The organism is Nonomuraea rubra (assembly GCF_014207985.1).
Classification (GTDB): Bacteria; Actinomycetota; Actinomycetes; order Streptosporangiales; family Streptosporangiaceae; genus Nonomuraea; species Nonomuraea rubra.
This window is the reverse complement of sequence record NZ_JACHMI010000001.1, coordinates 4424351-4436102: the sequence shown is the minus strand read 5'-3', so window position 1 is coordinate 4436102 and position 11752 is coordinate 4424351. Positions and strand designations below refer to the sequence as shown.

General features: G+C 73.7%; 11 protein-coding genes. 6 read left to right on the top strand and 5 right to left on the bottom strand.

What is annotated here, in order from left to right; genetic code table 11:
- Positions 1-35 precede the first annotated feature (35 nt).
- Positions 36-1271 carry a low temperature requirement protein A gene (locus HD593_RS20235; protein WP_221524844.1) on the bottom strand — a complete coding sequence of 412 codons (1236 nt, stop codon included), beginning with the start codon at positions 1269-1271 and terminating at the stop codon, positions 36-38.
- Positions 1272-1462: 191 nt separating this feature from the next.
- On the opposite strand from HD593_RS20235, the gene HD593_RS20230 reads away from it, so the two are divergent.
- From HD593_RS20230 to HD593_RS20215, 4 genes are all read left to right on the top strand, one after another.
- Complete coding sequence (locus HD593_RS20230; RefSeq protein WP_185103669.1) at positions 1463-2704, top strand: glycoside hydrolase family 16 protein; 1242 nt, start codon at positions 1463-1465, stop codon at positions 2702-2704.
- 71 nt (positions 2705-2775) lie between these two features.
- Entirely contained in the window at positions 2776-4470 is a 1695-nt protein-coding gene (locus tag HD593_RS20225) for a protein kinase domain-containing protein (protein WP_185103667.1), read from the top strand.
- Entirely contained in the window at positions 4379-4762 is a 384-nt protein-coding gene (locus tag HD593_RS20220; protein ID WP_350668418.1) for a tetratricopeptide repeat protein, read from the top strand. Before HD593_RS20225 ends, HD593_RS20220 begins: the two co-directional genes overlap by 92 nt.
- Positions 4759-5139 carry a hypothetical protein gene (locus tag HD593_RS20215; protein ID WP_185103664.1) on the top strand — a complete coding sequence of 127 codons (381 nt, stop codon included), beginning with the start codon at positions 4759-4761 and terminating at the stop codon, positions 5137-5139. The genes HD593_RS20220 and HD593_RS20215 overlap by 4 nt, the downstream gene beginning before the upstream one ends.
- A 25-nt stretch (positions 5140-5164) precedes the next feature.
- Here the strand turns inward: HD593_RS20215 and HD593_RS20210 are convergent, their stop codons facing one another.
- From HD593_RS20210 to HD593_RS20195, 4 genes are all read right to left on the bottom strand, one after another.
- On the bottom strand, positions 5165-6469 hold the full coding sequence (locus HD593_RS20210) for a hypothetical protein (RefSeq protein WP_185103662.1): 1305 nt from the start codon (positions 6467-6469) through the stop codon (positions 5165-5167).
- Positions 6470-6542: 73 nt separating this feature from the next.
- Positions 6543-7514, bottom strand: coding sequence for an Acg family FMN-binding oxidoreductase (locus tag HD593_RS20205; RefSeq protein WP_185103660.1), 972 nt, complete (start codon positions 7512-7514; stop codon positions 6543-6545).
- Between the two features lie 135 nt (positions 7515-7649).
- Positions 7650-9299 carry a sensor histidine kinase gene (locus HD593_RS20200; protein WP_185103658.1) on the bottom strand — a complete coding sequence of 550 codons (1650 nt, stop codon included), beginning with the start codon at positions 9297-9299 and terminating at the stop codon, positions 7650-7652.
- A gap of 62 nt (positions 9300-9361) precedes the next feature.
- Positions 9362-9799 (bottom strand): hypothetical protein, encoded by a 438-nt coding sequence (locus HD593_RS20195; protein WP_185103657.1) that lies wholly within the window; start codon positions 9797-9799, stop codon positions 9362-9364.
- Between the two features lie 144 nt (positions 9800-9943).
- On the opposite strand from HD593_RS20195, the gene HD593_RS20190 reads away from it, so the two are divergent.
- Both HD593_RS20190 and HD593_RS20185 read left to right on the top strand, forming a co-directional pair.
- The gene (locus tag HD593_RS20190) at positions 9944-10378 is read left to right on the top strand and encodes a pyridoxamine 5'-phosphate oxidase family protein (RefSeq protein WP_185111986.1); all 435 of its coding nucleotides are present in this window, start codon (positions 9944-9946) and stop codon (positions 10376-10378) included.
- Between the two features lie 111 nt (positions 10379-10489).
- Positions 10490-11728 (top strand): cytochrome P450 family protein, encoded by a 1239-nt coding sequence (locus tag HD593_RS20185; RefSeq protein WP_185103656.1) that lies wholly within the window; start codon positions 10490-10492, stop codon positions 11726-11728.
- Positions 11729-11752: the final 24 nt, after the last annotated feature.

Sequence of the window (11752 nt, the reverse complement as noted above, 5' to 3'; positions counted from 1 at the left end):
TCCGTGACAGCGCAGGCCCGGGACCGTACGAAGACCTACGGAGCGGCCCTGAACGGCAGCCGCACCCGCCGGACCCCGGCCCCCGGCGCCGCCTCGCGACCGGAGCTCCAGGCGATCGTGACGGCGACCGCCAGCACGCACGTCACCGCGATCGCCGTGGCCACCCCGTGCACGCCGATCCACGGCACGGCGAGCGGCAGCGCCAGGACGACGGCGGCGCACCCCGAGATCACGGCGGGATGGATGACGGACTCCGGCTCGATCGGCGTGTGCACCATCCAGAGCAGCAGGAGGAACACCCCGACGGGGATGGCGACGGCGTAGGCGACGGTGAGCGGGGTGGCGGCGATGTGGTGCCCGCTCTGCTCGACGGCGACCTCCAGCCCGGCGCCGAGCGCGGCCAGGGCCGCGAAGATGCCGTAGTGGCCGTACCCCCACCGGTAGGAACGATCTCGCCGCCCGCTGAGCCCTTCACCGGCCTCCACCAGGAAGTACAGCCACCACAGGGCGAACAGCACGACGAGCCCGGAGACGGCGATCATCACGAACGGGCTGCTGATCGCGCTCGCCTCGAGCGCCCTGGCGACACCCCTGGACGCGGCGAGCACGCTCTCCCCGAGCAGGATGATCGTGAACAGCCCGTAACGCTCGGCGATGTGGTGCGGGTGCCAGGTGGTGGGCTCGGCCCGCTCCGCCCACAGCGGCACGGCCAGCTCCAGCGCCGCGAGGAGCAGGAAGAGCGGCAGCTCGATGCTCAGCGGCGCGACCCACGAGTGGTACATCCAGCCCGCGGTGAGGACGGTGATGCCGCCCGCGTAACGCAGCGCGGTACGCCGGCGCGCCGGGTCCTCGAACGCGACCCGCAGCCACTGGGCGACGAGCCCGATCCGCATGATGACGTAGCCCAGCGTGACGAAGCCGTAGTCGGTGTGCTCGCTCGCGGCCGGCACGCCCGCCGCCAGCACCAGCACGCCGGCCATCTGCACCATGGTCAGCACCCGGTAGGCGACGTCGTCGGTGTCGTACGACGAGGCGAACCAGGTGAAGTTCATCCACGCCCACCAGATCGCGAAGAAGACCTGGAGGAACGGGATGATGCCGGCCGCCGCGTGCCCGTCGACGATCTGGTGGGCGAGCTGGGCGGTGACGGCCGCGACCGCGACCACGAACGTGAGGTCGAACAGCAGCTCGAGCTGGCTGGCGACGCGGTTCGGCTCGTCGATGGGACGCGCCCGCATCCGGATGCGGACGCGGATCGTGGCTGGTGGCAAGCTGTCACTCCTGTCGCGTGCGTGAGGCGGTCCTGGCGCTGAGACAGGACAGCGCCCCGATTCGTGACAGGTCCGGACGAAAAATCTGCGGGCACCGGCCATTGCGAGAGAGCGCTCTCTTGACAGGTGTGCTCACGTTGCCGGAGTGTTTCCGTAAACCCTCACCCCATGGATCCGATGAGGTAACCCACATGGCACGCACCCCCCGCTCCAGAACGTTGCTCGCCATCGGAAGCGCTCTCGCAGCGATCATCGCGATGGTCTTCCCCATGGCCGGCACCGCCGCCGCCGCTCCCGCCCCCGGCCCCCTGGTCTGGTCCGACGAGTTCAACGGCGCCGCCGGCAGCGCCGTCGACCAGTCGAAGTGGCGCTTCGACATCGGCGGCAGCGGCTGGGGCAACAACGAGCAGCAGTACTACACCAGCAGCACCCGCAACGCCGCCATGGACGGCGCGGGCAACCTGGTGATCACCGCCCGCCGCGAGAACCCGTCCAACTACCAGTGCCACTACGGCACCTGCCAGTACACCTCGGCCCGCCTGCTCACCTCCGCCACCTTCACCCGCGCCTACGGCCGGTTCGAGGCACGCATGAAGCTGCCGCGCGGGCAGGGCATCTGGCCGGCGTTCTGGATGCTCGGCAACGACATCGGGACGGTCGGCTGGCCCAACAGCGGCGAGATCGACATCATGGAGAACATCGGCCGCGAGCCCACCACCGTGCACGGCACTCTGCACGGGCCCGGCTACTCCGGCGCCGGCGGCATCGGCGCCGGTTACACCATCGGCAGCCCGTTCGCCGACGCGTTCCACACCTTCGCCGTGGACTGGTCGCCGAACCTGATCATCTGGTACGTCGACGGCGTCGAGTACCAGCGCCGCACCCCGTCCGACCTGGGCGGCAACCGGTGGGTCTTCGACCACCCGTTCTTCATGATCATGAACGTGGCGGTGGGCGGCCACTGGCCCGGCTACCCCGACGCCACCACCACGTTCCCGCAGACCCTGACCGTCGACTACGTCCGCGTCTACGCCCCGCCCACCAGCGTCCCCGGCGGCCGGATCACCGGCTACGGCGGCAAGTGCGTGGACGTCGCCGGCGCCAACCCCGCCAACGGCACCGCCGTCCAGCTCTGGGACTGCAACGACACCGCCGCCCAGAGCTGGTCCTGGAACGCCGACGGCTCCGTCCGGGCGCTCGGCAAGTGCATGGACGTGACGGCCGGCGCCACCGCGAACGGCGCGCAGGTGCAGCTCTACGACTGCAACGGCACGGGCGCGCAACGCTGGACGTTCGACGCGGGCACCGGGCGGATCGTCAACCCGCAGTCCGGCAGGTGTCTCGACGCGACAGGGGTCAGCTCGGCCAACGGCACCCGGCTGCAGATCTGGGACTGCACGGGCGGCGCCAACCAGCGGTGGGCCCGCTCCTGACCCGAACCCCCGGCCCGGGCGGGCCCGGCATGTCATCCTGAGGAGCACGGACGACCTGCGAGGGGCCCGCCATGCCCGATCCCGCACCGCTGCAGCCAGGAGATCCGCGCAGCCTGGGCGACATCACGCTGCGCGGACGGCTGAGCACCTCCCAGTACCTTGGCGTGACGGCGTCGGGTGAGACGGTGTCCGTGCGCGTCGTGCCTTCCGGATCGCACGCGTTCCGCGGGATCGCCCGCGACCTCCATCACCTTCCCGGGATCGGCGTCGCCCCGGTCGTCGGCACGGGAGAGGACGGCGGCCTGGAATACCTCGCCGCCCGCCACGTCGAGGGCCCCACCCTCCACGAGACCGTCAGCCTCCACGGCCCGCTCTCCGGCGAGGAGCTGCGCAGGCTCGCGGCCGGCATCGCGATCGGGTTGCGGACGATCCACGGCGCGGGGGTGGTGCACCGTGCCCTGACCCCGCACGCTGTCGTGCTCTCCCAGGACGGGCCGGTCGTGACGGACCTCGGGCTGGCCGCGAGCACCGCGGCTGCGGCCGTGACCTCGACAGGGTCCCTCGCGGGCACCATGGAGGTGTCGTGCCTGGCTCCGGAACAGGTGGGCGGCGAGCACGTCGGGCCTGCCGCCGACGTGTTCGCGTGGGGCTCGGTGGTGGCGTTCGCGGCGTCCGGCGAATACCCCTTCGGCAGCGAGCCGCTGCCGGCGGTGCTGCATCGGATCCTGTCCGGCGAGCCCGAACTGCGTCACGTGCCCGAGCCGCTGCGTGATCTGGTCAGGCGGGCGCTGGCCAGGAACCCCGCCGAACGGCCGACGGCCGGCAGCCTCGTGCTGGAGCTCATGGCCCAGGAAGGGCCGCCGCAGCAAGGCCAGGGGCAGGCCCCACCCTCCTACGGACCGCCCTCGGCCCGGCCGGCCTCCCCGCCGTATCCCGCCCAGCAGCCCCAGCCGTATCCGCCCGAGCCCTATCCCACCCAACCATCCCAGCCCTATCCGCCCCAGCCGTATCCCTACCAGCAGTCCCCGCCGGCCTACGGCTACCAGGGCTCCGTCCCCATGCCCGTCAGCCCGTCCATCTCCTGGGCGGCTGCCCGGAGCGATCGGCCGCGCCGCCTCGTCCCCTCGCTGCTGACCGACGCGGTCGTCGTGTCGCTGGCGCTCGTCGTCGCGGCGATCCTGCGGTGGTTCGGCCCGTCGTCCACGGCGGTGCTGGTCGTCGCGCTCGGGACGGCCACGGCCGCGGGGCTGGGCCGCATCTGGCTGAACCGGCCGGCGTCCGTCGCGCGCTGGGCGGCCAGGCGCGGGCGCAGGCTGCTGGACCAGGGGCGGCCTGACGCGGCACTGGACGCCTGGTCCCTCGCGGCCGATCACGCCACGGGCAGGAGGCGGCTGATCGCGCGGGCCAACCTCGCGCTCGCCCACCGCGAGCAGGGCAACCTGGGCGAGGCACACTGGGTGCTCGACGGCCTCCTGCCGCACCTGACCGCCGCGTTCGGCGCCACGCACCCGGAGGTGCTCACCGCCCGGGCGGACCTGGCCGCCGTCCTGCGCGACCTCGGCCAGGCCGAGCAGGCCCGCCGCCGAGCTGCTGGAGGTCGCCGACCTCACCGAACGCGCCCTCGGCGCCGACCATCCGCAGACCCTGCGAGCCCGCGCCAACCAGGCCGTCGCGCTGGACGACGCGGGCGACCCCGAGGGCGCGCTGCGGTTGCTGCGCGACCTGCTGCCCCGCGTGGAACGGGTCCTCGGCCGTCATCACCGTGACGTCCTGGCGATCCACGCGAACGCGGCCGCGATCGAGGAGCCGGGCCGGGCCGCCGAGTCGCTGCGCCTGGTGCTCGGACGGCAGCGGCGCGAGCTGGGGCCCGGCCATCCCGACACGCTGCGCACCTCGACGAACCTCGGCTACGTGCTGCTGCGCGACGGCGACCGGGAGGCGGCGCTGGCGCTGTTCGACGAGGTGGCCGGCCTGGCCGGTGACACGCTGGGCCGCGGCCATCCGCTGGAGCGGCGGGCCAGGGCCGGCGCGGCGAGCGCGCGCGGAGGCGAGCGGTGATCGCCCGCCTCTCGCCGCGGGCACTGCTGACCTCCGCCGTCGCCGCGACGCTGGGCGTCGTCATCAACGTGGCCACCGACCTCCGCGACAACGCGTGGGCCTGGGCGTCCGTGCTCGCGCTCACCCTCGTCTCCGGTACGGTCGCCGCCGCCGTCGAGACCCGCCCGGCCGGGAGCGGCAGGACGGTCGTCACCCGGGTGGGCGGCTGGCGGTCCTGGTTGTCCGGCACCAGGCACCGCACGGAGATCCAGGGCATCGTCCTGGTCATCGAGGTGGAGACCCGCCCCGACGGGTCCCGGCTCAAGCGGACCACCGTCTACTCGGAGGAGGTCGCGATGAAGCTGACCGGCCTCGGCGAACGCGAGGCCGAGGGCTGATACCCGCGCGGCCTGCCTCGGGGTGTCAGTGGACGGGCCGTACCCGGATGCCGTGGGCGTCTGCGCGTTCGGCGCCGGCCGCGTCCACGTTCGTGATGGGGATCAGGCCCCGCACCTCGCCCGAGCGCCCGTCGTCGGTCATGCGCACGATCAGCATGCCGGGGTCGGTGCCGTGGGAGGAGTGCGGGTCGCCGGACAGCGGCGTGGGGCCGCGGGTCGAGGCGAACACCCAGCCGTGGTCGGGCGAGGACGCGAACAGGTCCACCGTCGGGTCGGCGCTGTACGGGGACGTCAGCGGCACCGTGTTGACCCGGGCCCCGGTGCGCCCGTCGAAGACCTCCACCACGTTGCCGTCCCGGTCCCCCACCCAGACGTACCGCTCGCGGGGGCCGGCGGCGGTGCCGTGCGCGTCGCGTTCCGGGGCGTCGTCGTCGAAGAGCCGCTCGACGGCGGGCGTGTTCGGCGGGTTCGCGGCCGAGTAGCCGCCGCGCGGCACCCGGAAGACGCTGAACTGGTCGAGGTTGGCCGGGGTGCCGCCGCCTCCGTCGCCGAAGACGGCGCCCTTCGCCTCGATGAACCCGCACCCGTTGGCGGGCACGTGCGCGGCGTCGTACTCGCCGAGGATCGCCATCGGCGTGGCGCGCCAGTCCACGACGAACATGCCGCCGCCGCGCAGGCTGACGAAGACCGGGCCGTTGTCGGAGGCGATGAACGGGCAGATCGGCGCGTTGTCGGGGCGCAGCTCGGGGGCCTGGCAGGGCGCGCCACTCGGTGTGGTGCAGCCGGCCAGGTCGAGCGTCGCCGCGGGCTCCTGGGTGAACGTGCCGGAGGCGTAGTCGGTGCGGACGCGCTCCAGCTTCTTGCCGTTCTGGTTGGCGATGACGAGGTAGCGGTCGTCCCCGGTGGGCCACAGGGCGTGGGCCTGGCGGGCGCCGCCCGCTCCCGTCTCGGTCTCGACGCAGGCGAGCGGGCGGCGGGAGGCGGCGTCGAAGATCACGACATGGCCGCTGGCGACGAAGGCGAGCGCCGCGTGCGTCCCTGTCCCGTTGAACACGATCATGTGCGGCCTGACCGGGTTCCTGCCGGTGGTGGCCAGGCAGAGGGACGACGTGGCGCCCGCGAGGTCGATCACGGCGGCCGGGCGCGCGGCCGACAGCCGCCTGGTGACCTCGCCGCCGTCGTAGACGTGCACGTAGCCGCCGTGGGTGAGCCCGTTGCTGTCGGACTGGTCCACCAGCCAGATCTCGTACGCGTCCCGGCCGGGGACGGCCCCGGCGGCCCCCAGGGTGAGTGTCATCAGCAGAGCGGCGATCACGGCACGCCATTTCACGGCGCCTCCCGGGGGCGTCTCCAGCACCGATCGTCGCCTGCAGTGTCTCCGCGATCTCGCGTCAGGACAAGGGTCACCGTACGAGGTCGGCCAGGGGCCGGCGGACGGCGCTCGTACCGTCGAAGGTGACGCCCAGCCGCATGATCATCTGCGGGTGTTCGCCGGAGCAGAGCTCGCGGCGCAGGAACTCGCGCAGCAGGTCCAGCTCCAGCGCCTGCGTGTGGAAGGCAGCGCTGACGCCGTGCGCGGCGGCCAGCAGCAGCACGTGCTGCAGCGCCTGCCCGCAGGAGATCCACTCCTCCCGGCCGTCACCCGTGGTGGTGAGCAACGCCGGGACGCCGATCGACGTGCCGGCGCCGCCGTCGCCGCCCCAGTCGTGGCGCCAGGAGTAGTCGCGCTGCGGGAAGCCGGGGTCGGTGGGCGCCGCGCGGCGCGGGTAGCCGTCGGCGGGCACGCCGTCCTTGCGGCTGCTGCCCGGCGGTCGCGCCCAGCGGATCACCTCCAGGCTCCGGACGCGGTCCCCCGCCTGCACGCCCTGCGCCGCCCGGGTGAGCCCGGCGAGCACGTCCACCGCCCCGGGCGCGCGTACGGGGGTGAGCCTGGCGCCCCCGGCCGCGGCCGCCGCGACCAGCCGGTCGAGGAGCCGGTCCGGCACGGGCAGGCCGGTGAACCCGGCGCGGTGGGTGCGCCGCCGCTCGATCTGCTCGCCGAGCAGCCCGGTCGCCTCGTCGGGCGGGGCCGCGGCGCCCGGCCTGATGGTGGCGACCAGCGACGGGCGGTCGGGGTCCGGCAGGACGCGCACGACGGGCTCGAAGCCGTGGGAGCGGATCGACGTACGCATCGTGAACAGGGCGGCGCCGCAGCTGATCAGCAGCTCGCGCCCGGACGCGTCGCCGGCCCGCAGTTTCCTGTCGGTGTCGGCGCGCAGGCCGATCTCCTCCTCCGACACCGAGAACGTCCAGGGCTGGGTGTTGTGCACCGACGGCGCCCAGCGGGCCGCCTCCAGGGCGGCTTCCAGCACCTGCTTCACCGAACGATCGATCATGGCCTCGCCCCTCCGCCTCACGGTGCACCCAGCGCATCACGGCGCGGAGGGTCCGGAGCAGGGCCGAAGGTCCCGCTTTCGCAGGGCCGGTCGGCCTTGATCCGGGGCGAAGGACCCGCGTCGCGGGACCGGGCGTCAGGGCCGGAGATCCGCCTCCGCGGGGCCGGGGCGCAGCGGGACCTGCCAGCGCAGGCAGGTGCCGCCGCCGTCCGGGACGTCGAGGTGCGCGGTGCCGCCGAGCCCGCGGGCCCGCTCCTCGATGTTGCGCAGCCCGCTGCGCCGCCCTGCCTCGCCGACGCCGACGCCGTTGTCGGTCACCACCAGTGTGAGCCGCTCGCCCGCCTCGACCGACACCTCCGCGCGGCCGGCCCGGGAGTGGCGCACCACGTTCGACAGCGCCTCGCGCAGCACGGCCAGCAGGTGCTCGGCGACCGGCTCGGGCACGACGGTGTCGATCTGGCCCTCCATGCGCAGGCCAGGCATGAAGCCGAGATGGCTGCCCGCCCCCTCGACCAGCTCCACGATCTGCCCGCGCAGCCCGGGCGCAACCTCGTCCAGCGGCCCCTGCAACGCGAAGATCGACGACCGGATCTGCCGGATCGTCTCGTCCAGCTCGTCGATCGCGTGCTGCAGCCGCCTGGACGCCTGCGGATGGTCGACCAGCCGCACCGTGCTCATCAGCGTCATCGCCGTCGCGAACAGCCGCTGGATGACCACGTCGTGCAGGTCCTTGGCGATGCGGTCGCGGTCCTCCAGCAGGCCCAGCCGCTCGGCGTCGCGCCGCGTCTCCGCCAGCTCCAGCGCCAGCGCCGCCTGCCCCGCGAACGCCTGCAACATCTGCCGGTCCGCCCCGCTGAACGGCAACCGGCCGCTCCGCTTGCCCAGCATGAGCACGCCGCGCACGCCCGGCGCGGTGCCCAGCGGCACGAGCAGCGACGGCCTGCCCTCCTGCCCGGTCAGCGGCTCGCCCGCGGTGAACACCTCGCCCGCCGGCGTGCCGTCGATCTCGCACGCCGTGCCCAGCAGGTCGTCCGCGCCCTCGCCCTCGGCGGCCGCCACCCGCAGCGTCCGCCCTTCCGGCAGCAGCACCTGCGCCAGGTCCGCGTCGCTCATCTCCCTGGCACGCGCGGCCACCACGGACAGCACCTGGCGGGGGTCGGCCCCGGACAGCAGGTTCGTGGTCACGTCCGCGGACGCCTGCAGCCAGCGCTCGCGCCGCCGCGACTCCTCGTACAGGCGGGCGTTCTCGACCGCGACGCCGGCGGCGGTGGCCAGCGCGATCACGACGGCCTCGTCCTCCTCGTCGAACTCGGCGCCGCCGCGCTTCTCGGTCAGGTACAGGTTGCCGAACACCTCGTCGCGCACGCGTACGGGCACGCCGAGGAACGTGCCCATCGGCGGGTGGCCGGGCGGGAACCCGTACGACTCGGGGTGGTCGGAGATGCGGCCGAGCCGCAGCGGCCGCGCGTCCTTGATCAGCAGGCCGAGCAGCCCCAGCCCGTGCGGCCAGTGCTCGATGCGGGCGATCTCCTCCTCGCTCAGCCCCACCGGGATGAACTGGACGAGCGTGTCCTCCTGGCCGACGACGCCCAGCGCGCCGTAGCCGGCGTCCACCAGCGTGGTCGCGGTCTCCACGATGCGCCGCAGCACCGTCTCCAGATCGAGGTCGCTGCCGATGGAGACCACGGCTTCGAGCAGCGCGTGGACGCGGTCCCGCGTCGCCAGCACGGCGTTCAGCCGGAGCTGCAGCTCCACCAGCAGCTCATCGAGGCGCATCTGCGGCATCAACGGACGGTGCTCGCTCTCCACACCGATCAGTCTGGCACGCGGAGTGCGCGGTCCGCTCCCTAGGTCGCGGGCAGCGCGGCGGCCAGCAGCACCACGCCCAGCGAGCCCACCAGCGACGCGATCGCCATGCTCCTGGCCAGCAGGGGACGGCCGGCGCCGCCGGCCCAGCCGTGCGCGCCGGCCATGGCCATGACGGCGCAGAACAGCAGCAGCTTGGCCGCCAGGATCCTGCCGTACCCGGGCTCGGCGAGCATGGCCCAGGTGACGCCCTTGTGCCAGGCGATGGCCACGCCGGTGGCGAGCTGGAGCGGCAGGAACACCGCGACGGTGAGCAGCCCGAAGCGCCGGCCCACCGCGGACAGCACCTGGCCGCGCCGCTCGGCGTCGAGCAGCCGCCGGGCCAGCGGCAGCACCACCAGCGACACCGTGAGCTGCCCGCCGACCCACAGCGCGGCCCCGAGCACGTGCAGGAACCGCACCACCGCCCACCACGTCATGGCCGTATCCGCCCTCCTCCACCGTCACGGAGCGCGATCAGGCTATCGGCCGCGCCGGCCGCCGCCGCAGGGTCCTCCGGCCGGTGAAGTAGGGACTTTGGTCCCTGGCCCCGTACGGGACGGGGTCGGCAAGCTGTGACGGTGATGTACCAGAACGGGACGGGCGCCCGGCGGCTGCGGGAACTGCCCGAGAAGGAGGCGCTGCGCCTGCTGGCCGGCGTGCCGTTCGGCCGGATCGTCTTCACCCGCCACGCCTTGCCCGCGATCCGGCCGGTGAACCACGTCGTGGTGGACGGCGCGATCGTCATCCGGTCCAGTCCCGGCACGATCCTCGGCTCCCACGTGGCGCCGGCGGAGGCCGTGGTGGCGTACGAGGCGGACGAGCTGGACGGGCATGAGCGCCTGGGCTGGAGCGTGATCATCACCGGGGTGGCGCGCCTGGTGACAGAGCCGGGCGAGGCGGCGCGGCTGCGGGCCGTGCTGACCCCCTGGGTGGCGGGCGAGATGGAGCAGGTGATCCGCATCCAGCCGGAGATCGTCACCGGGTTCGAGCTGGTGCCCGCGGCGGTCACGGCGTAGGGGGGTCGTACAAAGATCGGTCCGCCGGGATAGTGGGCGGGGCCCGGCCGGATGGGGAACGCTGCCCGTGGGACAGAACGGACGTAAACCCCCCAAAGTCGGGAGATCCCCATGGACCATGCCGGTGCACGCCCGTTCGTCATCGATCCGGCGGGCCGCGACCTCCACGGTGAGGCCGAGCACCTGCGCGCGCTCGGGCCCGCCACGCGCGTCGAGCTGCCCGGCGGCGTCGTGGCGTGGGCGGTGAGCGACCAGGCCCTGCTCAAGCGGCTGCTCACCGATCCCCGGGTGTCCAAGGACGCCTACCTGCACTGGCCGGCCTGGATCAAGGGCGAGATCTCCGCCGAGTGGCCGCTGTTCGCGTGGGTGGCGGTGCGCAACATGCTCACCGCGTACGGGCCGGACCACCGGCGGCTGCGCGGGCTGGTCTCCAGCGCCTTCACCGTCCGCCGCACCGCCGCCCTGCGCCCGCGGATCGAGGCGATCACCGCGGAGCTGCTCGACGAGCTGGCCGCCGTGCCGCCGGCGACGGTGACGGACCTGCGCGAGCGGTACGCCTACCCGCTGCCGATCAGGGTGATCTGCGAGCTGTTCGGCGTCTCCGACGAGGCCACCCGCGAGGAGGTGCGCCACTGCGCCGACTTCTTCTTCCAGATCGGCAGGCCCGACGCCCCGGACACGGCCGACGTCCTGGCCCGCCTGCAGGCCGTCCTGCGCGGGCTCGTCGCGGACAAGCGCGCGCACCCCGGCGACGACCTGTCCTCGGCCCTGATCGCCGCCCGCGACGAGCAGGACGCGCCGCTGGAGGAGCACGAGCTGGTCGACACGCTCATCCTGTTCCTGAGCGCGGGCCACGAGACCACGGTCAACCTGCTCGACAACGCGATCAGCGCGCTGCTCGCCCACCCGGACCAGCTCGCCCTCGTCCGCGCCGGCCGCGTGAGCTGGGACGACGTCGTCGAGGAGACGCTGCGCTGCCAGGGCCCGATCGCGAACCTGCCGCTCCGCTTCGCCGTCGAGGACATCGACCTCGGCGACGGCGTCGTGCTGCCCGCGGGCGAGCCCATACTCAACTGCTACGGGGCCGCCGGGCGCGACCCGCTCGTGCACGGGCAGGACGCCGGCGCGTTCGACGTCACCCGCACCTCGAAAGAGCACCTGGCCTTCGGGTACGGCGTGCACCGCTGCCTCGGCGCGCCGCTGGCCACGCTGGAGGCCACGATCGCGCTGCCCGCCCTGTTCGCGCGGTTCCCCGACATGAGGCCGGCGGTGGCGCCGGGCGAGCTGCTGCCGCTGGAGTCGTTCATCTCCAACGGGCACCGCGCGCTGCCCGTCCTGCTGTCGGTCTGACGTTGGTCCCGTCAGGACGAACGG